Below are 22,647 nucleotides of genomic sequence, written 5' to 3'. Positions count from 1 at the left end.
GGCTCCGCCACGCCGGGAACGCCCTCAGGCCCGGCGGCACCCGGCGGACCCGCCGGCCCTCAACGCGGCCGAGAGCCCCGACCGGCGCCGGAGCGGGTATGGAGACACCCCGCCCTCAAGGGCCCTTCAGAGCGCGACTCCGAGCAGCGTGTCCGCGATCCTCCCGACAAGGAGCGGCGCGCCCGGGTCCCTGCCGCCCTCCGACAGGGCACGCTCGGCCCAGTCGTCGATGACCGCCAGGGCGCCGGGAGCATCCAGGTCGTCGGCCATCCGGGCGCGGACCCTGTCGAGCACGACATCGGCGTCGGGGCCGGTCTGCAGGCCCGCCGCCGAACGCCAGCGCGCCAGCCGCACCTCCGCCGAGGCGAGCTGGTCGGAGGTCCACTCCCAGTCGGCGCGGTAGTGGTGCGCCAGCAGGGCCAGCCGGATGGCCATCGGGTCGGTCTCCCGGCGCAGACGGGAGACGAAGATCAGGTTGCCCTTCGACTTGGACATCTTCTCGCCGTCCAGGGCGACCATGCCCGCGTGCACGTAGGCCTTGGCGAAAGGCCACTCGCCACACGCCACGTGGCCCTCGTGGGCGCCGCACTCGTGGTGCGGGAAGATCAGGTCGGAGCCGCCACCGGCGACGTCGAAACCACTGGACAGGTTCGCCAGGGCGATCGCGGTGCACTCGATGTGCCAACCGGGCCTTCCCTGGCCGAAGGGCGAGGGCCAGGACGGCTCCCCCGGGCGCTCCGCACGCCAGAGCAGCCAGTCGAGCGGGTGCTTCTTGCCTGGACGGCCCGGATCCCCTCCGCGCTCGCCGAACAGGGCGAGCATCTGCTCCTCCGGGTAACCGGAGACGGCGCCGAACTTGGGGGCCGCGGCCATGTCGAAGTAGACGTCACCCTCCAGGTCGTAGGTGGCGCCCTTGTCACGCAGCAACTCGATCAGGGCCGCGACCTGGCCGATCACCTCGGTCACGGCGACGTAGTCGCGCGGCGGGAGGATGCGCAGCGCCTCCATGTCCGACCGGAACAGCTCGATCTCGCGCTCGGCGAGGTCGCGCCAGTCGATGCCGGTCTGCTCCGCCCGCTCCAGCAGGGGGTCGTCGACATCCGTGGCGTTCTGGGTGAAGTGCACCTCGTGCCCGGCATCCCGCCAGGCCCGGTTGACCAGGTCGAAGGCGAGGTAGGTGTTGGCGTGGCCCAGATGGGTGGCGTCGTAGGGCGTGATGCCGCAGACGTACATCCGTGCCATGGGACCCGGCTTGGTGGGGACGACATCTCGCACGGCGGTGTCGAAAAGCCGCAGCGGGACACCGGCACCGGGAAGCCGAGGAACCTTCGGCGCAGACCACGATCTCATAAAGTGAGCCTATCGAGCAGACAGACCACCCCGATCAGCTCGGGGTGGCGGATACAGAGGCATTCGTCTCAACTCCGCGAAGTGCCCAGATCATTCCGTGCGAACTTCGCGGAAGGCACCCGGATCACGGGGGGCGGCGGTGAAGTCGTAGCGGACGCCGTCCGGCGCCAGGGCGAGCAGGGTGACGGAGAGAGAGCCGAAGATCCGCCCGTCGGGCAGCTCATGATGAATGATCATGGCCCGGGGGTCCTCAGGGGGAATCCCCGCCCCGGTGGCGAGTTCCCGCCACTCCTCCCAGGAGCCGTCGAGCTCCGCGGGACGGCCGGCCTTGGCGAACAGGGGGCGGAAGAACGCGACGCGCTCGTTCTCCACGCCGCGTTCCCAGCCGCTGTTGACGATCATGTGGGTTCCCGGAGGAAGGACGTCTCGCTTCAGCGCGATCCCGTCCCAGTGCCACAGGCAGGCCCCGGTGGGGTCGGCGTACAGCAGGTGGAAGGGGTCGTAGCGGTCAAGGTCGCCCTCCACCGGCCGGCCTCCGGCGGCCGCCAGGAGCGGAAGGTCGCCGCGTGAGCGGCGCGTCCCCTCCGGGGCGAGCACGCCGTGCCCGTTGAGAAGGGCCCCGACCCTCCTGCCCCGGGGGTCGACGGCCAGCCAGGTGCCGCCGCCCTGGAGATCTCGACCGCCGATCAGGCCGGGCCGGTCCTCGCGCCAGTGTTCCGCCGGCGGAACCCAGGGGCGGCCGGTGAACTCATCACGCACCCCGACCACGATCAGGGGGATCTCGGCACTCGGATCGATGCTGATGACAACCGTGCACATGCCCGGAGGCTACGCCTCCGCCGCGAACGGGCGCGGAGCGGGGCCCTTCACCGGCAAGGGGTCCGAGGTCACCGCACCGTCACCCGGAAACTCAGATCGGCGGCCACGGGATCGCCGGCCACTCCTTGGAGGGGAGGGGGTGCAGGCCGGTGTCGAGAAGCCTGCGGACCCGCGACCAGGTCGCCTCGACCTCGGGGAGGGTGAGGAGTTCCCGGAGGCGGCGGCCGAGCCGCCCCTGCTCCAGGTCGCGTTCGAGGCGGGTCAGGACGTTCATGGCCTCGCGGGACAGGGGCTTGCCGCGCCACTGCCAGAGCACGGTGCGGAGCTTGTCCTCCGCGGAGAAGGAGACCCCGTGATCGACCCCGTAGACATGGCCGTCGGCGAGCGGCAGGAGGTGGCCCCCCTTGCGGTCGGCGTTGTTGACGACGGCGTCGAAGACCGCCATCCGCCGCAGCGAGGGCTGGCGACTGCGGATCAGCACCATCAGGTCGATCTCGGGGTCGGTGTCGATCCAGAGCTGGCACATTCCCGGGCCGAACGGGCCGTCCCGGTAGACGGTGGGCGGCACGATCCGCCAGCCGATCGCCGCGGAGACCTCGTAGGCGGCGACCTCGCGGGCGGCCAGGGTCCCGTCGGGGAAGTCCCAGAGCGGGCGCTCCCCCCGCACCGGCTTGTACACACAGGCCGCCGCGAGCCCGCCGAGTTGGACCGAGCAGTAAAGCGTCATGTTGGTCGCCTCGACCAGGCGACCCGCCACATCCAGCCGTCCGTCACGGAGCAGACGCATCGCGGTCTCGTCGTCCAGCCCCGCGGCCGGCGCCGTGCTCAGCGTCGGCTCGCTCTCAGCGCTCATTCGCCTCCTCCACCAGATGAAGCGCTACTACCCCGGTAACCGTTGAGCCGCACACAAATATGCCCTTCGGCATCGAGAGGCTGGGCGCAGAGCGGGCAGGGCGGACGCCCGGCGGCGACGAGCGCCATGGCCCGCTTGGTGAAGGCCCTGGCGGCGCTTGGGCTGATGTGCACGCGCAGCACCGTGAGATCGGCGGACGAGGACGGCTCGAACTCCTCCTCGACCTCGACCTCGGCCTCCTGTGCCTCGATGACCACCTGGTCGGCCTCGGGGTCCCAGGCCAGGGCCATGGTGCCGACGCGGAAGTCCTCACTGATCGGCATGTCGAGAGGGGCGTTGTCGGCCAGCGTGGCCGGAGCGACGGCGGGCACCGGGACACCGGCCTCGCCGCGCCGCAACACCTCGTCGAGCAGTTGGTCGAGGCGGTCGGCCAGCGCGGCCACCTGGAACTTCTCCAGCGCCACGGTGGTCAGCCTGCCCTGTCCCCGCGCCTGCAGGAAGAAGGTTCGTGATCCCGGTTGCCCCACGGCACCGGCCACGAATCTCTCGGGTGGATCGTAGTCGAAGACCGGCATAGCCCGACCTTACGTGGTCCCGGATCCGCCGCCGACTGCGGCATCACTCCCGGTGGGATTTTCTCCCCCGTCCTCGCCTTCCGAACCCTCCGCGGGACGCAATCCGGCCGTATCTCCACCCGTGTCGTTGAGCCTGAGCACGAAGGGGCGCAAGGGGGTGTAGCGAATGACGGTGAGCGAGGCCGGATCAGCGGTTATCCGTTGGAACTGGTCCAGATGCAGGCCCATGGCGTCGGCCACGATGGCCTTGATCACGTCTCCGTGGCTGCAGACGAGGTAGACCGCCTTCGGGCCCAGCCGCTCGTTCCATTCCCTGACCGCCGCCACGGCGCGATACTGGACGGCCGGCAGGGACTCTCCCCCGGGGAACGTCACCGCGCTCGGATGGGCCTGCACCACCGGCCAGAGGGGATCCTTGACGAGTTCGGCGATCGGGCGGCCCGTCCAGTCACCGTAACGGCACTCGCCGAAGCGCTCATCGGTCAGCACCTCCGCCCCCTGTCGCCCCTCGGCCACCGCCTGCGCGGTCTCCTGACAGCGTTCCAGCGGGCTGGAGACGATCGCGTCGAGCTCCAGCGAGGTCAGCCGGGCGGCGAGGGCCTTCGCCTGGGCCTGCCCCGCGTCGCTGAGGTGAACATCCGGGGTCCATCCCGCGAGGACCGGACCGGTGAGGTGGGTAAGGCCGTGTCTGGCCAGCAACAAGGTCGTCACGCGGGCAAGTCTTGCAGCCCTCACTCCACTACTTTTAAGTGGCCGAGCGGTAATCTGGCCGGATCATGGAGCAGCGCTATGTGGGCCGGAGCGGCTTGTCGGTGTCCCGCCTGGGACTGGGGACGATGACGTGGGGGCGTGACACCGGCGCCGAGGAGGCCGCGGCGCAGCTCCGCATGTTCGCCGAGGCCGGCGGCACGCTCATCGACACCGCCGACGTCTACACGGGGGGCGACGCCGAACGGCTGCTCGGGCGGCTGCTACGCGACTCGGTGCCGCGTTCGGAGCTGGTGCTGTCCACCAAGGCCGTGCTCACCCCGGCCGGGCGCAGACCCCGCGACGCCTCAAGGAAGCACCTGGTCGCCGCGATCGACGCCTCCCTGACCCGCCTGGGGGTCAACGAGGTCGACCTGTGGCAGCTGCACGCCTTCGATCCCGACGTCCCGCTGGAGGAGACCCTGGCCGCCGTGGACGCGATCGTGTCCTCAGGGCGGGCCGCGTACGCCGGGGTGTGCGACTACTCGGGCTGGCAGCTGGCGACCGCCGCGGTGGGGCAACGGGCGGTTCCGGGGCGGGTGCCGATCGTCGCGGCCCAGGTCGAGTACTCGCTCCTGGCCAGGGAGGCCGAGCGCGAGCTGATCCCCGCCGCCGAGCATGTCGGCGCCGGGGTGCTCGCCTGGTCGCCGCTCGGGCGCGGGGTCCTCACCGGCAAGTACCGCACGGGCATCCCCGCCGACTCTCGGGCCGCGACCCCGCACTTCGCCGACTTCGTCACGCCCTACCTCGACGAGCGGTGCCGCCGGGTCGTGGAGTCGGTGACGACCGCCGCCGAGGGACTTGGCGTCTCGCCGCTGTCGGTGGCCCTGTCGTGGGTACGCGACCAGCCGGGAGTGGCCTCCGCCATCGTCGGCGCCCGGACCCACGCGCAGCTGTCCGGGGTGCTCCAGGCCGAGGATCTGTCGTTGCCCGTGGAGATAAGGGAAGCACTCGACGACGTGTCGGCCGACTGAGACGCTCAGGACGGAAACCGAACGAGAATTCGCCTCGCGTATCACTAGTCGATACCGAATAGCAACTTTCCGTGAAAAAACCGGGCCTCCCCACAAGACTGTCAAGCAGGTGGCGGGGGCACCCGGATGTCGGCAGCACATCACGGCCGACATCCGACCGGGGGGAAGGGAGACGAGTGCGAACCGCGATGTCGGCAGGCGCGCTGGCGCTGGTGCTGGGCAGCGGGATCCCGGCGGTCTCGTCGATGGACACCGCCTGGACGGACACCGTCACGCGGGTGGACGACTGCGATCACGGAGGGCTGCTGGGCACCGTGACGGGCGGAATCTGCCGGACCGTGGACAACGTGGTGAGCGGCATCACGGGCGACACCTCCCCGCTCTCCCCCCTGCTGTCCCCGCTCTCATCCTCGACCGCCGGCGACGACACCGCCGACACCACGCCCCAGACTCCCGCCGCCGAGAAGGAGACACCGGCCCCGGCCACCTCGTCCGCCAAGGCCCGCCCCACAGAGGACGAGGAGGCCTCCTCCGGCGACGGGGCGCGCCCCGAGGATCCCGCCGGCACCTGCCGGCCCACGGCGGCCTCCCCCGAGTGCTCGGACCCGTCGGAGAGTTCCCCCTCTCAGGAGGCGGCCCGGCCCGAACCGTCGCCGAGCCCTTCGCGCGACCACGGCCACCGGCCCGCGCGGAAGGAACCGGCACCGGTGCCGACCGGCCGGACGCGACACCCCTCACGGTCGCTGTATCCGGAGGCCGACACGCCCGCGACCGACGCGGACGCACCGGTGACCTCCGAACCGTCACCCGTGGTCGACGCCGAGGCGCCCCGGGTGGAACTGCTCTGGCCGGCCCCGCTGATGCAGGAGTTACAGCGGCAGATGTCGAACGAACGGCCGGTGACGCCCAGCCGGCCATCCGACACGGCGGGCACCGTGCTCACCACCGCGCTGCTCATTCTGGCCATCCTCGCGGTCCGCCTGCTGTACAGCAGGCGGAAGGTCAAGGAGTCGATCCCCTTCGAGCCGGTGCCGCCGGGCCATCACCGGGTGGCCTAGACCCCTGCTCCCCGGATCTTTCGCCCACCTCGGTCACCGGCGCCACCTGACCCGCGGGACAGGGCCTAGGAGGGCGCTGAAGATGTAGGGGCCTGACCTCGCTGTGAATAACGGCGGGGTCAGACTGGTGTTATGCAAGGTCAGTGGACCGGACAACCGGTCGGACCGGATGTATGGGCCACCTGCCGGGAACTGATCCCGCCCGGCAGCGTGTTCGCGTTCTTGGCCGAGCACCGCGATGCGCTGTTTCCAGCCGCGATGTTCACCGACATGTATCCCTCGCCCAACGGGCGCCCCAGCATGCCGCCGCAGATCCTGGCCACGGCGGTGCTGTTGCAGACCCTGCACGGCGTCTCCGATGTAGAGGCCGTCCAGGAACTACGCTGCGACCTGCGCTGGAAGGCCGCCTGCGGACTGGGCCTGCACGACACCGCCTTCGATCCGTCTCTGCTGACCTACTTCCGGCGCCGCCTGGCCCGCTCGACGCGACCGGGCCGGATCTTCGACGCGGTGCGCGCGATCATCGCCGAAACCGGCGTGCTACGCGGCCGGCACCGGCGGGCACTGGACTCGGCCGTGCTGGACGACGCGGTGGCCACCCAGGACACCGTCACCCAGCTGATCGCCGCGATCCGCAGGGTAATCCGCGAGGTGCCCGGCGCCACGGACGCCGCCGCGTCCTGCTGCACCGCCCATGACTACACCAGCCCCGGTAAACCCCGCATCGCCTGGAACGACGAGCAGGCCCGGGCCGTCCTGGTCGATGCCCTGGTCACCGACGCGATCCGCCTACTGTCCGAGACCTGCGACCAGGTGCTGGACGCGCGCGCCGCAGACGCCATCGGCATCCTGGCGCTGGTCGCGGGCCAGGACGTGGAACCGGCCGAGGGCTCCGACGGCCGCGACGGGCGCTGGCGCATCGCCCGGCGCACTGCCCCCGAGCGCATGGTCTCCACCGTCGATCCCGAGGCCCGGCACATCCACAAGACCACAACCCGCACCTCAGACGGGTTCAAGGCGCATCTGGCCGTCGAGCCGGAGACCGGCCTGCTGACCGCTGTGCAGTTACGGCCCGGGGCCGCAGCCGCCCACCACGAGGCCGCCGTGGCGCCCGATCTGCTGGCCTGCGAAGACCACCGGGTGGAGGTCGCGGCCGATGCCGCGTACTCGTCCGGGCCGTGCCGGCGAGCGCTGACCGAGGCCGGGCACCGGCTGCTGATCAAGCCGGCGCCGCTGCGCCCGGCCGGGCAGACGGCGTACTTCACCGGCATCATCGACAAGAAACGCGCCACCTTCGACGCCGCGACCTGCCTGGCCTGCCCGCTGCGCGGGCGGTGCACCATTGCCCGGGGCGGCCGGGTGGTGCAGATCCGCCCCGATCACGACCTGCAGGTGGCCGCCCGCTGCCAAGCCGCCACCGACGTGGTCTGGCAGGCCGACTACCGCCGCCGGCGGCCACCGGTGGAGCGTGCGGTGGCCTGGGTGGTGGCTGGCGGCAACCGTCGGCTGCGCTATATCGGCACCATCAAGAACAACGCCTGGCTGCATCTGCGTGCTGCCGCGCTCAACCTGCGCACCCTGGTCAACCGCGGGCTCACCCGCAGCGAGGGCGCCTGGGTCCTGACCGCCGCTCCGGTATAGGCGGTAGTGCGCCAGTGCCCGTCTTGCCCTCGGGCCGGGGCGACCGACCTTTCGCTCCACGGCCCGAGCACATCACGGCAAGATTTTCAGCGCCCTCTAGGCTCCGATGGCGTGCACGCCGCCGTCGACATGGACGATCTCACCGGTCGTGGCGGGGAACCAGTCCGACAGCAGGGCGACACACGCCTTGGCCGCCGGAATCGGGTCGTTGATGTCCCAGCCGATCGGTGCCTTGGCGGGCCAGCTGTCCTCGAACTCCCCGAAACCGGGGATGCTCTTGGCGGCCATGGTCCGGAGCGGACCCGCCGCGACAAGGTTGACCCGGATGCCGTGCTTGCCCAGATCGCGGGCCAGGTAGCGGGAGCAGGACTCCAGGCCAGCCTTGGCCACCCCCATCCAGTCGTACACCGGCCAGGCCTTGGTGGCGTCGAAGTCCAGGCCGACGATCGCGCCGCCCTCCTTCATGAGTGGGAGCGCGGCCACCGCGAGCGACTTGAACGAGTAGGTGGAGATCTGGACGGCGGTCGCCACGTCCTCCCACGAGGTGTTCAGGAAGTTGCCGCCCAGGGCGGTCTGAGGGGCGAAACCGATGGCGTGCACCACCCCGTCCAGGCCGCCGAGGTGTTCGCCGACCCGGTCGGCCAGGGAGTCGAGGTGCTCGGTGCTGGTGATGTCGAGCTCCAGCACCGGCGGCGGCTCCGGCAGGCGCTTGGCGATGCGCTCGACCAGGCTGAGCCGGCCGAAACCGGTGAGCACGATCTGGGCGCCCTCCTGCTGGGCCAGTTTGGCCACCGAGAAGGCGATGGAGGAGTCGGTGAGCACCCCGGTGACGAGAAGCCGCTTGCCTTCGAGAATTCCCACGTCAGTGCCCCATTCCAAGGCCACCGTCAACGGGGATGACAGCCCCCGTGATGTAGGCGGCGTCCTCGCCGGCCAGGAATCTGACCACGCGTGCGATCTCCTCAGGGCTGGCGTAGCGGCCCAGGGGGATGTTCTTTCTGATCTGCTCTTGGTACGACTCGTCGAGCTCGGCCGTCATGTCGGTCTCCACGAAACCGGGGGCGACCACGTTGACCGTGATGTTGCGCGAGCCCAGTTCCCTGGCCGCCGACCGGGCGAAACCGATCATCCCCGCCTTGGAGGCGGCGTAGTTGCTCTGCCCCGCGGAGCCGAGCATGGCCACCACCGAGGAGATCAGCACGATACGCCCGCGCTTGAGCCGCAGCATGCCGCGGGTGGCACGCTTGGCGACCCGGTAGGCGCCGGTCAGATTGGCGTCGATGACATCGGTGAAGGTCTCCTCCTTCATCATCGGCAGCAGCGTGTCCTTGGTGATGCCCGCGTTGGCGACGAGCACCTCGACCGGGCCGTACTCGGCCTCGACCTTCGCGAACGCGGCGTCCACGTCGGCCGTGCTGGTCACGTCGCAGCGCACGCCGAACAGCCCCTCGGGGGGCTGCCCGGAACGGTAGGTCACGGCGACGGCGTCGCCTGCCTGGGCGAGTTCGCGGGCGATCGCGAGGCCGATGCCGCGATTGCCGCCGGTTACGAGAACAGATCGAGCCATGGTCAGACGGTATCGGCTACTTGGGGGTAACCCTCTTGTCCGGGAAGGACAAGATCACGGGGTTAGGATCGTTGACATGCGCCAGATCGACTCCGACTTTCTCGCCCTGCCGCTGCGGCGGCTGGCGGACGCGGCCCTGCGGCGCGCCCGGGACCTGGGCGCCGAGCACGCCGACTTCCGGCTGGAACGCATTCGCGGAGAGACCGTACGCCTGTCCGACGCCGCGCTTGAGGGCTCCATCGACGCCGACACCCTCGGCTATGCCGTGCGGGTCGTCAAGAACGGCACCTGGGGCTTCGCCGGGGGCGTCGAGCTCACCCCCGAGGCGGCCGCCCGCGTCGCCGAACAGGCGGTGGAGGTCGCGCTCGTCTCGGCGGCGATCAACCGTGAGCCCGTCGAGCTGGCGCCCGAGCCGGTTCACTCCGACGTCACCTGGGTCTCCTCCTACGAACTCGACCCGTTCGAGGTGCCGATGCGCGACAAGGCGGAGCTGCTCGCCGACTGGTCGCGCGGCCTGCTGGCGGATCCCAGGGTGGACCACGTCCAGGCGTCGCTGATGCAGGTCAAGGAGCAGAAGTTCTACGCCGACACGGCCGGGACCTCCACCACGCAGCAGCGGGTGCGCGTTCACCCCCAGCTGGAGGCGACGCGGGTGCTGGACGGCCGCTTCGACTCGATGCGGACGCTCGCCCCACCCGCGGGCCGGGGGTACGAGTACCTCACCGGCACCGGCTGGGACTTCCCCGGTGAGCTGGCGCGCGTTCCCGAACTCCTTGAAGAGAAGCTCAAGGCCCCCTCCGTCGAGGCGGGCCCTTACGACCTGGTGATCGACCCGTCGAACCTGTGGCTGACGATCCACGAGTCGGTCGGGCACGCCACCGAACTCGACCGCGCCCTCGGCTACGAGGCGGCGTACGCCGGGACGAGCTTCGCCACCTTCGACCAGCTCGGCAAGCTGGTGTACGGCTCGCAGGTGATGAACGTGGTCGGCGACCGCACCGTCGAGCACGGTCTGGCCACGATCGGCTACGACGACGAGGGCGTGGCTACCAGGGAGTTCGACATCGTCTCCGGCGGCGTACTGGTCGGCTACCAGCTCGACCGGCGGATGGCGCTGCTGAAGGGCCTGGGCGCCTCCAACGGCTGTGCCTTCGCCGACTCCCCCGGCAACACCCCGATCCAGCGCATGGCGAACGTGTCGCTGCGACCGGCGCCCGACGGCCCCAGCACCGAGGAGCTGATCTCCGGCGTCGATCGGGGCATCTACGTGGTGGGCGACAAGAGCTGGTCCATCGACATGCAGCGTTACAATTTCCAGTTCACCGGTCAGCGGTTTTACCTGATCAAGAACGGCAGGCTCGCCGGACAGTTGCGCGACGTCGCCTACCAGGCCACGACCACCGACTTCTGGCGGTCGATGGCGGCGGTCGGCGGGCCGCAGACGTACATGCTCGGCGGGGCGTTCAACTGCGGCAAGGGGCAACCGGGCCAGGTCGCCCCAGTCAGCCACGGCTGCCCGTCGGCGCTCTTCCGTGGCGTGCGCGTCCTCAACACCGCCCAGGAGAGTGGCAGTTGAGCGCGTACGGCGAGCGGGCGGATGAAGGCGGCGGCCGGGCAAGCCGGCAGGAGAGGAGCGGCATGAGCCCCCAGGAGATGATCGAGAAGGCTCTTGAGCTCTCCACGGCCGACGAGGTCGTCGTGATCGTGGACGAGGAGTCGAGCGCCAACCTGCGTTTCGCGGGCAACACCCTCACCACCAACGGCGTGTCCCGCTCCGCGCAGCTCACCGTGATCTCGATCGTGGGCCGGGGGGTGGGCGTGGTGTCACGGGCGGCGGTTCGCCCCGAGCAACTCGACGACGTCGTGGCGGCCGCCGACCACGCCGCGGAGGACGCCCAGCCGTCCGAGGACGCCCGGCCGCTGCTGGAGGGCCCCCGGTCCGACGGCTGGGACGATCCGGCCGAACCCACCTCGATAGGGGTCTTCGGCGCCTTCGCCCCCGCCCTGGGCGAGGCCTTCGTCGCGGCCGAGGCGAGCGGGCGCAGGCTGTACGGATTCGCCGAGCACATGGTCACGACGACCTTCGTGGGCACCTCCACCGGCACCAGGCTGCGGCACACCCAGCCCACCGGCCGCCTGGAGCTCAACGCCAAGTCCTTGGACATGAAGCGCTCGGCGTGGACGGGCGTGTCCACCCGCGACTTCTCCGACGTCGACGTGGCGGCCCTGGACGCCGTGCTGGCCCGGCGGCTTGAGTGGGCGAAGAACCGCGTCGACCTGCCCGCGGGCCGGTACGAGACGCTGCTGCCGCCGACGGCCGTGGCCGATCTGATGATCTACCTGTACTGGACGGCCGGAGCCCGCGACGCCCTGGAGGGACGCACCGTCTTCTCCAGGCCCGGCGGCGGCACCCGCGTCGGCGAGGTCCTCTCCGAGTCGCCGATCCGCCTGTACGCCGACCCCGCCGCGCCGGGCGTCGAGTGCCCGCCCTTCGTGGTGGCGCACACCTCCAGCCGGGAGAGCTCGGTGTTCGACAACGGGCTGCCGCTGGCGGCCACCGCCTGGATCTCCGACGGCAGACTGGCCAACCTGCTGCAGACCCGGCACTCCGCCGAGCTGACCGGGCTGCCGGTGACCCCGGCCATCGACAACCTGATCATGCGAGGCCCCGAAGGCGGCCGGTCGCTGGAGGAGATGATCGCCTCCACCGAGCGCGGCCTGCTGCTCACCTGCCTGTGGTACATCCGCGAGGTCGACCCGCAGACGCTGCTGCTGACCGGCCTGACCCGCGACGGCGTCTACCTGGTGGAGAACGGCCAGGTCGTGGGCGAGGTGAACAACTTCCGTTTCAACGAGAGCCCGGTGGACCTGCTCCGCCGCCTCACCGAGATCGGCGCCTCCGAGCAGACCCTGCCGCGCGAGTGGAGCGACTACTTCAACCGCGCGATCATGCCGGCGATCCGGGTGCCCGATTTCAACATGTCGACGGTCAGCCAGGCCAGCTAGGCCCTGCCCGGCTGATCGTGCCGTGCCGAGGAGGGGGCCTTCGCCGGAGGCCCGCCGCGGGCGGGCTCAGTCGTCCTCCAGCCGGAATCCGACCTTCATCCCGACCTGGAAGTGGCCGACCTCCCCCTCCTCGATGTGCCCTCTGATCTCGGTCACCTCGAACCAGTCGAGGTGACGCAGGGTCTGGGAGGCGCGGCGGACTCCGTTGCGCACGGCCGCCTCGATGCTCTCCCCCGAAGTGCCGACTATCTCGGTCACCCGGTACGTTCGATCTGTCATCTCATGCTTCTTCCCGGAAAGCGATGATTACATGACCGTTCGCCATCAGCCGATATGGGGCCTAGATTGGGAATCGTGAAGGGATGGCACAAGCGCCCGGTGGTTCATCAGGTGACGGATGCCCGGCCCTCCCTGAGTGCCGACATCGGCAAGCGCGAGAAGAGCTACTTCATCAAGATGGGGATCCGGCTGATCTGCCTGATCCTCGCCTTCACCGTGCCCGCTCCGCTACCCGTCCGACTACTGCTCTTCGCCGGTGCGATCTTTTTACCATACATTGCCGTGATCGGGGCCAACGCGCCGCCACGTGGGACGACGGGAGCCCCTGACGTGGAAGATTCCGGACAGAGCGAGATTCCACGCCACCGACGCGAGATCGGGTCGTGACTAAGTCTTGACGCACTCTAAGGGTTGTAGGTGTACGCTTTAGCCAAGTGCCCTGGTCCCCCGTCGGGGCACTGGTGCCGGCGTTCCGGGCCCCCGTCGGAACGCCGATGAAGCGACGCCGGGTGGTTTGCCCCCGTAACCACCCGGCGTCGCCCTTTTCTTATGACTTTTACTTGCCCTCACCTTTTCCCTGGCATTATTTCTCACCCTGTGTATCGGTTGTCCGCTCCCAGTTACGCGCCAGCGCGGTCAGCCTTTCCACGGCATCCGGCGGCGCCGTACCCGCCCCCAGCGCCACGCCGAGCAGATAGGCCGTCAGCGGCGCGGCCGGCCGGGCCACTCCGTGCGCGACCTCCTTCGTCAGGTCGAGCACCTCGTCACGGTCGACCGTCGCGGGATCGATGCCCAGCTCCCGGCAGACCAGCGCGGTCCACTCCGTCAGCACGTTCAACTCTCACTCCTTCTCAGCGGTAGCGCCCGTCCTGGGCCTGCCGGAGCCTGCGCCCGCGCCCGCTGTAGATCGTCCATGGTGTCGCAATCGAACCACGGCTGCCCGGCGAGACGAAGCGTGACCGGGTCGAGCGGGGCCAGCAGCCCGTGCAGCGACCGCCCCTCGTAGCGGGCGAGCGCCCGCACCAGGCTCGCCGTATGCCAGACCCCGGCGAGCCACTGCTCGCGACCACCGTCGTCGACGAGCACCGCTCCCGCCCGTACCCCCTCCCCGTGCGCCGTCGTCCCCGTTCCCGCGCCCGCCGCGTCCAGCAGCGCGGACACGTGCTCGGCGGTCAGGAACGGGAGGTCGGCGGCCAGCAGCACCACCCACGGCGCGGTCACCTCGGCCAGCCCCGCCCGCAGCGCCGGAACGGGACCGCCTCCGGGCGGATCCTCACGGCGGAAGATCGCGTGTGGCAATCCGGGGCGGGGCGGCCCGACGACGACCAGCCTGCCGGCGCCGGGTACGGCGGCCGCCACCGACTCGACCAGCGGGCGGCCCGAGACGTGCAGGGCGGGCTTGTCCCGGCCGCCGAGCCGTCTCGCGAGACCGCCCGCCAGGACGCAGGCGTCGTGGCGGGCGGTCATCCGCCGATGGCGGACATCGGGCGGGACGGCTGCAGGAAGGTCGGGTCGTCGATGCCGTGACCGGCCTTCTTGATCCGGACCGCGGACCGCCAGCGCTCGACGATCTCGTCGTCGCTCGCCCCCGAGCGCATCGCGCTCCTCAGGTCGGACTCGTCGGTGGCGAACAGGCAGTTGCGGATCTGGCCGTCGGCGGTGAGCCGCACCCGGTCGCAGGCACCGCAGAACGGGCGGGTGACCGAGCCGATGACGCCGACCCTGGCCGGGCCCCCCTTGACGAGGAACAGTTCCGCGGGAGCGCTACCGCGTTCCACCGGGTCGGCGTCGGTCAGGTCGAAGGCGGCCTGGAGCCGGACGAGGATCTCGTCAGCAGTGATCATGTTCTCCCGGCGCCAGCCGTGCTGGGCGTCCAGCGGCATCTGCTCGATGAACCGCAGCTCGTACTCCCGCTCCAGGCAGTAGCGCAGCAGCGGCACGGCCTCGTGGTCGTTGATCCCGCGCATCAGCACGGCGTTGACCTTGACGGGGCGCAGGCCGGAGGCGTGAGCAGCCTCCAGGCCCGCAAGAACGTCGGCCAGCCGGTCACGGTGGGCGAGCTTCTTGAAGGTCTCTCGGTCGAGGGTGTCGAGGGAGACGTTGACCCGGTGCAGGCCGGCGGCGGCCAGGGAGGCGGCCATCCGGCTCAGCCCGATCCCGTTGGTGGTCAGCGAGACCTGCGGGGTGGGGCCGAGCGCGGTGGTGCGGGTCACGATGTCGACCAGTTCGCGACGGAGCAGGGGCTCGCCCCCGGTGTAGCGGACCTCGGTGATGCCCAGCCGCTCCACCCCGATGGTGACCAACCGGACGATCTCGTCGGCGGTCAGCAGTTCGGGGTTGGGCAACCATTCCAGGCCCTCGGGCGGCATGCAGTAGGAACAGCGCAGGTTGCAGCGGTCCGTGAGGGACACCCGCAGATCGGTCGCCACACGACCGAACGAATCCTGCAACACGGGGCGCCACCTCCCAGTCGGTCACTTGTCGAACAGGGGGCCAGCCTATGGCCGGCCCCCCACCCGACCCTAAACGGGCTTCGACCACTCCAACATCACCACGAGAGGGTTGATTCCTTGGGGTATCGCTGGGCCTGTCCGGACGATCCGGTCCCTGAGGTCCCCATGTCCTCGCGTCCTCACGTCCTTCGAAACGGCGCACATCCTGGTCGCGGACCGACCGCTCAGCCCTTGATACAGACCAGCTGCCGCAGGTGCGCGACCACCTCGACCAGGTCGGTCTGCGCGGCCATGACCGACTGGATGTCCTTGTAGGCACCGGGGATCTCGTCGATCACCCCGCTGTCCTTGCGGCACTCGACGCCGGCGGTCTGCGCCTTGAAGTCCTCCAGGGTGAAGGTCTTCTTCGCCTTGGTCCGGCTCATCCGGCGACCCGCGCCGTGCGAGGCCGAGGTCAGCTTCCCGGCCCTGAAGGACTTTGTTGCCTGATTGCCATCGGTCGGCGTCCGATGTCGTCACCCGATGCGGGACACAGATCGCGAAGATCCAAAATGAATCGGGCAACAGAGTCCTGAAGGGCCGGGATTCCTGGCTAGACCGTGTTGAACGCGTCGGCGTTGCCCAGCCCTTTCACGATGTAGGTCCCGGTCGCCATCGAACCGGGGATGATGCCGAACTCACCCGATCCGGCGCGAATCGCCCCCTTGCAGGTGACGAGCACGTCCACACCGTCGCAGCGTTCCTGCGCCACGTAGTTGTGGTGGTACAACATCGCTCTAGGCATGAGCTTCTGGGAGGCGCGCATGGATCTCGTCCCGGTGGTCGGCTACGAACGGGCGAGTGCGGACAAGGCCAAGAATGAACACACCGTCGCTGATCAGCGCAAGGTGAACCGGAGAACCGCCGAGCGACTCGGCTAGAAGATCGTGCGGTCGTTCACGGACAACGACAAGTCGGCCGCCAAGGACGGCGTGGTGCGCGACGAGTTCGAGCAGATGCTCCGCGTCCTGCGAGCCGGGAACCTGCCGGACCCTGCCGGACCCTGTCGAAGGCAAGACGCTCATGGTCTCGGAATGGCACTACGGCGGCAGCCACCGGCACGGCGAACCCTTCTGGACCGAACTCGCACGGCAGCGCATCACCACTGCTCGCCGGATGGCCCGAGAACGGGAACAGTCGGACCCCGGCTGACGAAGGAGAGACAGAGCCCTGTACGGAGTGCTGTCGCTGGTATGGCCTGACAGAGGTGTCACCCTCGTCTTCGCGTGTGCGTCTACCCACGACGTGCACCGTTTCCCTATGCAACCCGCACAGACGGAATTGGTGCCGCCCCGGGGCCACGAATAACGGCGCAGCGGGCCGGAGGAGAATGGCAAGCAGCCATGGTGCGCTTCGCCCGCCCGAAAACCAGTGGGATATCACGTTGGACGTGGGCAAACTGGATCTCGCAACGAAGGAGATCACAATGCCGAACCAGCCCGCACCGAACCTGGTGTCGTGGGCCAGCGAGATCGACGAGGGTACGATCATGCAGGCCGCACGCGCCGCCCGCCTGCCCATCGTCTCCGGACACGTCGCTCTCATGCCCGACGCTCACATCGGCATCGGCGCGACGGTCGGCTCGGTGATCCCCACCGAAGGAGCGATCATCCCGGCCGCCGTCGGCGTCGACATCGGCTGCGGCATGGTCGCGACCGAGACGACGCTCACCGCCACCGACCTCCCGGACACCCTCGACGCCCTGATGCCGCTGGTGGAGAAGCGAATTCCCGCCGGCGTCGGCAAGGGCCACGACGACCCGTTCATGGACCGCGCGCTGAGCGACCTCGGCCGCCCGCACACCGACCTGACCCCTCATCAGGAGAAGAAGGTGTCCCTGCAGTTCGGCACCCTCGGGTCCGGCAACCACTTCGTCGAGGTCTGCCTCGACGAGCGTGACCGGGTCTGGACGGTGCTGCACTCAGGCTCGCGCGGCATCGGCAACCTGCTCGCCACCAAGCACATCGTCGACGCCAAGAAGATGATGAAGAAGCAGGCCATCGGCCTGGAGGACCCGGACCTGGCCTACCTGGTGCAGGACACCCCGGAGTTCACCGCCTACATCGAGGACATGTTGTGGTCGCAGCACTACGCCATGGCCTCGCGCGCCCAGATGGACAAGGTGCTGAGCAACGCCCTGTTCCAGGTCGTCGGTAAGGGGCAGCGGCTCCGGACGATCAATTGCCATCACAACTTCACGCAGCAGGAGACGTACGACGGCAAGGACCTGTGGATCACCCGTAAGGGAGCCATCAAGGCCGACACCGGCGACGAGGGCGTGATCCCAGGCTCGATGGGGACGCGCTCATACATCGTGCGCGGGCTCGGTAACCCGATGTCGTACAACTCCTGCTCCCACGGAGCCGGCCGCAGGATGTCGCGTACCCGCGCGAAGCGGGAGCTGACGGCCGCGTCCCTGACCGAGGCGATGCGCGGCCGCACCTGGAACGCGAACCGCGCCGCCGCTCTGGTGGACGAGCACCCGCAGGCGTACAAGTCGATCGACCAGGTGATGGCGGACCAGAAGGACCTGGTCGCGATCCAGCACACGCTGCGCCAGGTGTTCAACTACAAGGGCTGAACCTGCATCTCCTGTGCCCCGTCGCCAATCACAGGCGGCGGGGCTTTGTGCGCGCGGCAACGGGAAAGGGCCGTGTCCGAGTGACGATGTCCGAGGACGACGACAACCTGCTGGCAGCGATCCGCGCCGGGGCCCGTGGCTACCTCCTCAAGGGCGCGGTACGTGAGGAGATCCTGCTGGCCCTGCGCACGGTCTGCCGGGGTGGCGCGGTGTTCAGCCCGCACATGGCCGAACGTCTGGCCCGGCTGTTCGCCGCCTTCTCGGGCGCCCCGGCCAAAGAGGCGTTCCCACCCTGACCGCCCGGGAGCGCGAGATCCTCGACCTGCTGGCCCAGGGGCTCGGCTACCGGCAGATCGCCCAGCGGCTGTTCGTCACGGACAAGACCGTGCGCAACCACGTCGGCTCGATCTTCGTCAAGCTGCGGGTGCCCGACCGGGCTGCGGCGATCGTCAGGGCCCGTGACGCGGGGCTGGGCTCGGGATGACCAGAGGGGGAGATCCCGAGTTCCCGTCATTCGGCCGTCAGCGATCGGTCCACAGGTTCCGCATCCAGCCCTCCGCGCACTGGTACTGCGACCGGTGTCCGCGATCGACCCCCTGCTGACCGGCCGTGATGCAGTCGCTGTGGAACCAGAACTTGCCCCGGTGCACGGGCAGATCGACGGGCGAGGCGGCCGACGCCACCGTGCCCGACTGCCGGGCCCCGGCGGTCTCCGCGGCGGCGGTTTGGGCGAAGCCGGCCAGGGCGATCACGAACCCTGCGGCGGCGAGCGTGCGCTTCATGAGTGTTTCCCTTCCTCGGGGTTTCCGAGCCGGTGATCCCGGCTCTTCGAACACCCGAAGCCTCGCCCGCCCGGTGTCCCGGGCACATGGAGCACGCGCCACGTCCCGGCCCAGGCGTCCAGGCGGCTGAAGGATGTCAGAAGCGGGTCGCGACGAAGGGTGCCAGGACGTCGGGGCGGCGGCCGTTCACCATGAAGTCCGTCAGCGCGGCGCCGGAGACCATGCACAGGCCGACGCCGAGCATGCCGTGGCCGGAGTTGACATAAGCGTTGGACAGGTCGGGGAGGCGGTCGATGACCGGTAGGCCGTCGGGAGTCATCGGGCGCAGACCCGCCCAGAGGTCGGGCAGCTCCGCAAGCGACTCGGTCGCGGGCATGTGCCGCAGGTAGCGGCGGGCGACGCGGATCATGCCCCGGATCATCCGCGGATTGATCCGCAGCGTCTCGTCGGCCAGCTCCATGCCGCCCAGCACCCGGTAACCACCCTTGAGCGGGGTCACCCCGACCTTGGTGTGCGACAGGTAGAGGGGGTGGGAGGGGGAGTGCTCGGACGGTACGAAGAAGCTGTATCCCTTGCCGCCCCGGATCGGCAGCCGGGCGCCGAGCCAGCCGGCGATCAGACGAGTGTCCAGCCCGGCGGCGACCACCAGCGCGTCGGTCCGGACCTGCCCGATTGTGGTCTCGACGGCGGTGACCCGGCCGCCGGAGGCGCGCACCCCGGTCACCCGGGTGTCGGCGAGCAGGCGCACGCCCTGCTTGACCAGGTACTCGGCCAGCGTGTCGCAGAACGCCCCCGGGTCGACGTGCCGCTCCTCGGGCAGGTTGAATCCGGAGCGCACGTCGTCGGACAGCTCCGGCTCCAGCTCGTGGATCTCCTCGGCGTACATGATCCGGTCGGGCACGGCGTAGCCGGCGGCGCGCATCGGGGCAAGCCCGGCGAGCTGGTGGCGGGCCTCGGCCTCGGTCAGGCAGGCGCGCAGGTTGCCCTGGCGCGGCACCTCGACCGGCACGCCGAGGTCGTCGAGCTCGTCGAAGCCGTCGAACATCTCCCGGGACAGCGCGCCCAGCCGGGCCGAGCCGCTCTCGAAGGCGGACCGGGTGCAGTGGCGGGCGAACCGCAGCAGCCACGGGATCATGCTCGGTGCGGCGTGCGGCCGGACCGCCACGGCGGAGTCACGCTGGAACGACTCGACGATGCCCATCCTCGGCATGCCCGGCCCGGGCGTCGGGATGCTCAGCACCGGGCTGAGCCAGCCGCCGTTGCCCCACGAGGTCGACCGGCCGGGCCGGCCGGACTCGATGACCGTGACGTCGAGATCGGCCTTCCGCAGGTAGTAGGCGGTGGCCAGGCCGACCGCGCCACCGCCGATGACGGTGACCGACGAGAGAGCACTCATACTCCGGCGCCAACCTTACTGCTCATTGATCTGTCCAATACATGAAGGTGTGTACGACAAGTCGTGCATGGGTCATCCCTCTAGCGAGAGCCGTACCGGCCCGGCGTCCGGCTCCGCCCGCGCGAGCAGCGACCAGGGCACCCGGAACACCCGGCCGGGGGACGCGGGCCACGGGAGACGGCGGCGGGCGAGCGGCCGGCCGGCCTGGTGGACCCGTACGACAGGGGAGCGGACCAGGGTGTCGGTCCACAGCAGCAGGCGGCCCCGGGAGGGGGGCGGGTCGCCGCGGCGGACCACCGACGGGGCCACCCAGCGCAGCGGGGCGTCCACCTCGATGTCGAAGGCGACCTCGCCCAGCCGCTCGTCGGCCAGCCAGCGGTGGGCGGCGGCGGCCACGTGCCGGCCGTCCAGGGCGGCGATGTCGGCGGTGTCGACCGGGTGGATCAGGTTGCCGGCGGCGAAGACGCCCGGGCGGCTGGTGCGCAGCGCGGTGTCCACGACGGGGCCGCGGCTGCGCGGGTCGAGGTGGAGCCCGGTGCCCCGGGCGAGCTCGTGGTCGGGAATCCAGTCGCCGGTCAGCACCACGGTGTCGCACTCGACCCGGCGCCGCCGCCCGGTGCCGACGTGCTCGACGACCACGGCGCTCACCCGGCCGGCGTCGCCCTCGACGGAGACCAGGCGGGTGCCGGTGGCCACGGGCACCCGGAGCAGCGCCCGGCCCGGCAGGTGGAAGGCGGCGTAGGACTCGGGGACCGGCTGCGACGTGGTCATCAGCACCGTGCGGCAGCCGGCCTCACGCAGGGTCAGCACCGCCGACCAGCTCACCAGCTCGGCCCCGACGATGACCGCCCGCTTGCCGGGCCGCCCGTGATGGAGGTGGACCAGGTTCTGCAGGTGCCCGGTGGTGTAGACCCCGGCGCCCCGGTCACCGGTGATCAGCCGGGCCGGCCTGGGACGTTCGCGGGCGCCGGTGGCCAGCACGAGCGCGCGGGGCTCGACGCGCAGCAGCCCGGACGGGGTGGTCACCTCCAGCTCGCGGTCGCCGGACACTTGGGTGACCGTGGCCTCAGTGAGGATGCGCGCCCCGGCTCGCTCGGCGCGGCGGTGCAGCAGCCGGGCGTATCCCGGCCCGCTCATCACCCGGCGCAGGTCGCGCAGGCCGTAGCCGGTGTGGTCGCTGTGCCGGGGGATGCCTCCCGGTACGCGTTCGCGCTCCAGCACCAGGATCTCGCCGTCGACCAGGCCGGCCAGCTCGGCGGCGGCGGTCAGCCCGGCGGGCCCCGCGCCGACGACGGCCACCGCGGGCCTCATCGTCTCCATTCCTCAGTCCCTCGTTCCGGTGGCCTCGCCGAACAGTCGGCCGACTTCGGCGCCGCAGAAGAACCCCTGGCAGCGGCCCAGCGTCGCGCGGGTGCGGCGGCGCAGTCCGTTCAGGTCGCGCGGCGGGATCGGCGCGGCGAACGCGTCGCGGATTTCGCCCCTCGTCACCTTCTCGCAGAAGCACACGATCCGCCCGTACTCGGCGTCCGCCCTGATCAGCTCATCGCTCTGGTACGGCCGGGCGAACGCCTCGCCGAGCACCGGCACCCGCACCGGCGGTGGCAGGTCGGAGCGCGGCTTGAGCGGCAGCCCGGCCTCGTCGAGCAGGTCACGCAGGTGCTCGGCGATGCTCATGCTCGCGGTCAGCCCGGTGGAGCGGATCCCGCCGAGGCACGCGTAGCGATGCCCGGCGTCCACGTCGACGACGTAGTCGCCGTGCTCGGTGGCGGCGCGGAGCCCGGCGTAGGAAGTGGTGATCTCTTCCTCCAAGAGTGACGGCATGATCCGGCGGCCCTTCTCCAGCAGCGATGCGATGCCGGCCTCGGAGGTGGAGGTGTCGGTGCGGTCCGGCAGGTCTTCGGAGGTGGGGCCGAGCATCACGTTGCCGAACACGGTCGGGCTGATCAGCACCCCCTTGCCGCGCGAGGTCGGCACCGGCAGCACGATCTTCGGCGCCAGCGGCCGGGCGGCCGTGTCGAACACGATCAGCTCGCCTCGCCGGGCCGTCACGGAGAACCGCCGGTGGCCGAAGAGGGCGTCGATGACGTCCGCGCCGAGCCCGGCCGCGTTGACCACCCACCGCGCCGCGATATCGGCCCCCGAGGTGCGCAGCGTGGTCAGCTCCGGCCCGGCCTCCACCGACTCGACCCGGGTGCCCAGCCGCAGGTCGATGCCCCGGGCCAGCGCGTCGTAGGCGAAGGCGAGCGTGGTGGACCACGGATCGATGATCGACTCGCCGGGCACGGTCATCCCGCCGAGGGCGCCCGGTCCAAGAGCGGGGACGGTCTCGTAGACGGTGTCCCGGCCGACGATCTCGGCGGCGTGGTAGCCGTTGGCGACGGCCTTGTCCCGCAGCCCCGGCAGCGCGGCGAGTTGGTCGTCGTCCCAGGCGACCAGGACGGCTCCGGTCGGCTCGACCGAGATGCCCGTCTCGTCCGCGTACCGCGACAGCAGCGCGTAGCCACGCGGCACCAGCCGGGACTCCAGC

General features: G+C 70.4%; 25 protein-coding genes and 2 pseudogenes. 10 read left to right on the top strand and 17 right to left on the bottom strand.

Going from position 1 to position 22,647, the window contains the following annotated elements; genetic code table 11:
• Positions 1-126 precede the first annotated feature (126 nt).
• The 5 genes from mshC to AB0J58_RS40290 form a co-directional block, all read right to left on the bottom strand.
• On the bottom strand, positions 127-1,350 hold the full coding sequence (gene mshC / locus AB0J58_RS40310) for a cysteine--1-D-myo-inosityl 2-amino-2-deoxy-alpha-D-glucopyranoside ligase (RefSeq protein ID WP_364225995.1): 1,224 nt from the start codon (positions 1,348-1,350) through the stop codon (positions 127-129).
• Between the two features lie 90 nt (positions 1,351-1,440).
• Complete coding sequence (locus AB0J58_RS40305) at positions 1,441-2,169, bottom strand: NRDE family protein (RefSeq protein ID WP_364225993.1); 729 nt, start codon at positions 2,167-2,169, stop codon at positions 1,441-1,443.
• A 91-nt stretch (positions 2,170-2,260) separates the two neighbouring features.
• Positions 2,261-3,022: an SCO1664 family protein gene (locus AB0J58_RS40300; protein WP_343961103.1), complete on the bottom strand. Its 762-nt coding sequence runs from the start codon at positions 3,020-3,022 to the stop codon at positions 2,261-2,263.
• On the bottom strand, positions 3,019-3,597 hold the full coding sequence (locus AB0J58_RS40295; protein WP_364225990.1) for a DUF3090 domain-containing protein: 579 nt from the start codon (positions 3,595-3,597) through the stop codon (positions 3,019-3,021). The genes AB0J58_RS40300 and AB0J58_RS40295 overlap by 4 nt, the downstream gene beginning before the upstream one ends.
• Before the next feature lie 9 nt (positions 3,598-3,606).
• Positions 3,607-4,308: a histidine phosphatase family protein gene (locus tag AB0J58_RS40290; RefSeq protein WP_364151488.1), complete on the bottom strand. Its 702-nt coding sequence runs from the start codon at positions 4,306-4,308 to the stop codon at positions 3,607-3,609.
• A 65-nt stretch (positions 4,309-4,373) separates the two neighbouring features.
• On the opposite strand from AB0J58_RS40290, the gene AB0J58_RS40285 reads away from it, so the two are divergent.
• From AB0J58_RS40285 to AB0J58_RS40275, 3 genes are all read left to right on the top strand, one after another.
• On the top strand, positions 4,374-5,318 hold the full coding sequence (locus AB0J58_RS40285; protein WP_030904644.1) for an aldo/keto reductase: 945 nt from the start codon (positions 4,374-4,376) through the stop codon (positions 5,316-5,318).
• A gap of 176 nt (positions 5,319-5,494) precedes the next feature.
• A complete protein-coding gene (locus AB0J58_RS40280) occupies positions 5,495-6,376 on the top strand; it encodes a hypothetical protein (protein ID WP_364225987.1) in 882 nt (293 codons plus the stop codon).
• 132 nt (positions 6,377-6,508) lie between these two features.
• Positions 6,509-8,017: an IS1182 family transposase gene (locus tag AB0J58_RS40275; RefSeq protein WP_364225984.1), complete on the top strand. Its 1,509-nt coding sequence runs from the start codon at positions 6,509-6,511 to the stop codon at positions 8,015-8,017.
• A 96-nt stretch (positions 8,018-8,113) separates the two neighbouring features.
• On the opposite strand, the gene fabI is transcribed toward AB0J58_RS40275, so the two are convergent.
• Together fabI and AB0J58_RS40265 are read right to left on the bottom strand one after the other, a co-directional pair.
• Positions 8,114-8,878 (bottom strand): enoyl-ACP reductase FabI, encoded by a 765-nt coding sequence (fabI, locus tag AB0J58_RS40270; RefSeq protein WP_364225981.1) that lies wholly within the window; start codon positions 8,876-8,878, stop codon positions 8,114-8,116.
• A gap of 1 nt (position 8,879) precedes the next feature.
• Positions 8,880-9,584, bottom strand: coding sequence for a beta-ketoacyl-ACP reductase (locus AB0J58_RS40265; protein WP_030904652.1), 705 nt, complete (start codon positions 9,582-9,584; stop codon positions 8,880-8,882).
• A gap of 76 nt (positions 9,585-9,660) precedes the next feature.
• On the opposite strand from AB0J58_RS40265, the gene AB0J58_RS40260 reads away from it, so the two are divergent.
• The gene (locus tag AB0J58_RS40260; protein WP_364225978.1) at positions 9,661-11,160 is read left to right on the top strand and encodes a TldD/PmbA family protein; all 1,500 of its coding nucleotides are present in this window, start codon (positions 9,661-9,663) and stop codon (positions 11,158-11,160) included.
• Positions 11,161-11,222: 62 nt separating this feature from the next.
• Positions 11,223-12,590, top strand: a complete 1,368-nt coding sequence (locus AB0J58_RS40255) for a TldD/PmbA family protein (protein ID WP_364225975.1) — start codon at positions 11,223-11,225, stop codon at positions 12,588-12,590.
• Positions 12,591-12,656: 66 nt separating this feature from the next.
• Here the strand turns inward: AB0J58_RS40255 and AB0J58_RS40250 are convergent, their stop codons facing one another.
• Positions 12,657-12,869 (bottom strand): dodecin, encoded by a 213-nt coding sequence (locus AB0J58_RS40250; RefSeq protein WP_343961087.1) that lies wholly within the window; start codon positions 12,867-12,869, stop codon positions 12,657-12,659.
• Positions 12,870-12,944: 75 nt separating this feature from the next.
• Between AB0J58_RS40250 and AB0J58_RS40245 the strand changes: the two genes are divergently transcribed.
• Positions 12,945-13,256 (top strand): DUF3099 domain-containing protein, encoded by a 312-nt coding sequence (locus AB0J58_RS40245; RefSeq protein ID WP_343961085.1) that lies wholly within the window; start codon positions 12,945-12,947, stop codon positions 13,254-13,256.
• 196 nt (positions 13,257-13,452) lie between these two features.
• Here AB0J58_RS40245 and AB0J58_RS40240 read toward each other — a convergent pair whose 3' ends face one another.
• The 5 genes and pseudogenes from AB0J58_RS40240 to AB0J58_RS40220 form a co-directional block, all read right to left on the bottom strand.
• On the bottom strand, positions 13,453-13,701 hold the full coding sequence (locus AB0J58_RS40240; RefSeq protein WP_343961219.1) for a DUF6457 domain-containing protein: 249 nt from the start codon (positions 13,699-13,701) through the stop codon (positions 13,453-13,455).
• 2 nt (positions 13,702-13,703) lie between these two features.
• Complete coding sequence (locus AB0J58_RS40235; protein ID WP_364225972.1) at positions 13,704-14,336, bottom strand: NTP transferase domain-containing protein; 633 nt, start codon at positions 14,334-14,336, stop codon at positions 13,704-13,706.
• Positions 14,333-15,322, bottom strand: coding sequence for a GTP 3',8-cyclase MoaA (gene moaA, locus AB0J58_RS40230; RefSeq protein ID WP_364225969.1), 990 nt, complete (start codon positions 15,320-15,322; stop codon positions 14,333-14,335). Before moaA ends, AB0J58_RS40235 begins: the two co-directional genes overlap by 4 nt.
• Before the next feature lie 224 nt (positions 15,323-15,546).
• Positions 15,547-15,774: pseudogene (locus AB0J58_RS40225) on the bottom strand (RtcB family protein); the annotation flags it as partial.
• 146 nt (positions 15,775-15,920) lie between these two features.
• Positions 15,921-16,097 (bottom strand): annotated as a pseudogene (locus AB0J58_RS40220) (RtcB family protein); the annotation flags it as partial.
• 7 nt (positions 16,098-16,104) lie between these two features.
• Between AB0J58_RS40220 and AB0J58_RS40215 the strand changes: the two are divergent.
• The 4 genes from AB0J58_RS40215 (at position 16,105) to AB0J58_RS40200 (ending at position 18,426) form a co-directional block, all read left to right on the top strand.
• On the top strand, positions 16,105-16,242 hold the full coding sequence (locus tag AB0J58_RS40215; RefSeq protein WP_364225966.1) for a hypothetical protein: 138 nt from the start codon (positions 16,105-16,107) through the stop codon (positions 16,240-16,242).
• 545 nt (positions 16,243-16,787) lie between these two features.
• Positions 16,788-17,942 (top strand): RtcB family protein, encoded by a 1,155-nt coding sequence (locus AB0J58_RS40210; RefSeq protein ID WP_364225964.1) that lies wholly within the window; start codon positions 16,788-16,790, stop codon positions 17,940-17,942.
• 80 nt (positions 17,943-18,022) lie between these two features.
• Positions 18,023-18,238, top strand: coding sequence for a hypothetical protein (locus tag AB0J58_RS40205; protein ID WP_364225961.1), 216 nt, complete (start codon positions 18,023-18,025; stop codon positions 18,236-18,238).
• A complete protein-coding gene (locus AB0J58_RS40200; protein WP_364225998.1) occupies positions 18,235-18,426 on the top strand; it encodes a LuxR C-terminal-related transcriptional regulator in 192 nt (63 codons plus the stop codon). Before AB0J58_RS40205 ends, AB0J58_RS40200 begins: the two co-directional genes overlap by 4 nt.
• Positions 18,427-18,463: 37 nt before the next feature.
• On the opposite strand, the gene AB0J58_RS40195 is transcribed toward AB0J58_RS40200, so the two are convergent.
• The 4 genes from AB0J58_RS40195 to AB0J58_RS40180 all read right to left on the bottom strand — a co-directional run.
• Positions 18,464-18,724 (bottom strand): hypothetical protein, encoded by a 261-nt coding sequence (locus AB0J58_RS40195; protein WP_364225958.1) that lies wholly within the window; start codon positions 18,722-18,724, stop codon positions 18,464-18,466.
• Between the two features lie 136 nt (positions 18,725-18,860).
• On the bottom strand, positions 18,861-20,120 hold the full coding sequence (locus tag AB0J58_RS40190; RefSeq protein ID WP_364225955.1) for an FAD-dependent oxidoreductase: 1,260 nt from the start codon (positions 20,118-20,120) through the stop codon (positions 18,861-18,863).
• Positions 20,121-20,192: 72 nt separating this feature from the next.
• Positions 20,193-21,440 (bottom strand): FAD/NAD(P)-binding oxidoreductase, encoded by a 1,248-nt coding sequence (locus AB0J58_RS40185; RefSeq protein WP_364225952.1) that lies wholly within the window; start codon positions 21,438-21,440, stop codon positions 20,193-20,195.
• A 3-nt stretch (positions 21,441-21,443) separates the two neighbouring features.
• Positions 21,444-22,647 (bottom strand): FAD-dependent oxidoreductase (locus AB0J58_RS40180; RefSeq protein WP_364225949.1); only part of this gene is annotated, 1,204 nt, incomplete at its 5' end.

It is taken from the genome of Streptosporangium sp. NPDC049644, assembly GCF_040675205.1.
Lineage (GTDB): Bacteria > Actinomycetota > Actinomycetes > Streptosporangiales > Streptosporangiaceae > Streptosporangium > Streptosporangium fukuiense.
This window is presented reverse-complemented; position numbering and strand designations above follow the sequence as displayed.

Coding starts and splice junctions, on each gene's coding strand:
- AB0J58_RS40185 (WP_364225952.1), bottom strand. CDS start 21,440: ATGGAGACGATGAGGCCCGCGGTGGCCGTCGTCGGCGCGGGGCCCGCC.
- AB0J58_RS40300 (WP_343961103.1), bottom strand. CDS start 3,022: ATGAGCGCTGAGAGCGAGCCGACGCTGAGCACGGCGCCGGCCGCGGGG.
- AB0J58_RS40285 (WP_030904644.1), top strand. CDS start 4,374: ATGGAGCAGCGCTATGTGGGCCGGAGCGGCTTGTCGGTGTCCCGCCTG.
- AB0J58_RS40235 (WP_364225972.1), bottom strand. CDS start 14,336: ATGACCGCCCGCCACGACGCCTGCGTCCTGGCGGGCGGTCTCGCGAGA.
- mshC (WP_364225995.1), bottom strand. CDS start 1,350: ATGAGATCGTGGTCTGCGCCGAAGGTTCCTCGGCTTCCCGGTGCCGGT.
- AB0J58_RS40260 (WP_364225978.1), top strand. CDS start 9,661: ATGCGCCAGATCGACTCCGACTTTCTCGCCCTGCCGCTGCGGCGGCTG.
- AB0J58_RS40210 (WP_364225964.1), top strand. CDS start 16,788: ATGCCGAACCAGCCCGCACCGAACCTGGTGTCGTGGGCCAGCGAGATC.
- AB0J58_RS40275 (WP_364225984.1), top strand. CDS start 6,509: ATGCAAGGTCAGTGGACCGGACAACCGGTCGGACCGGATGTATGGGCC.
- AB0J58_RS40190 (WP_364225955.1), bottom strand. CDS start 20,120: ATGAGTGCTCTCTCGTCGGTCACCGTCATCGGCGGTGGCGCGGTCGGC.
- AB0J58_RS40195 (WP_364225958.1), bottom strand. CDS start 18,724: ATGAAGCGCACGCTCGCCGCCGCAGGGTTCGTGATCGCCCTGGCCGGC.
- AB0J58_RS40215 (WP_364225966.1), top strand. CDS start 16,105: ATGAGCTTCTGGGAGGCGCGCATGGATCTCGTCCCGGTGGTCGGCTAC.
- AB0J58_RS40265 (WP_030904652.1), bottom strand. CDS start 9,584: ATGGCTCGATCTGTTCTCGTAACCGGCGGCAATCGCGGCATCGGCCTC.
- AB0J58_RS40255 (WP_364225975.1), top strand. CDS start 11,223: ATGAGCCCCCAGGAGATGATCGAGAAGGCTCTTGAGCTCTCCACGGCC.
- AB0J58_RS40250 (WP_343961087.1), bottom strand. CDS start 12,869: ATGACAGATCGAACGTACCGGGTGACCGAGATAGTCGGCACTTCGGGG.
- AB0J58_RS40305 (WP_364225993.1), bottom strand. CDS start 2,169: ATGTGCACGGTTGTCATCAGCATCGATCCGAGTGCCGAGATCCCCCTG.
- AB0J58_RS40295 (WP_364225990.1), bottom strand. CDS start 3,597: ATGCCGGTCTTCGACTACGATCCACCCGAGAGATTCGTGGCCGGTGCC.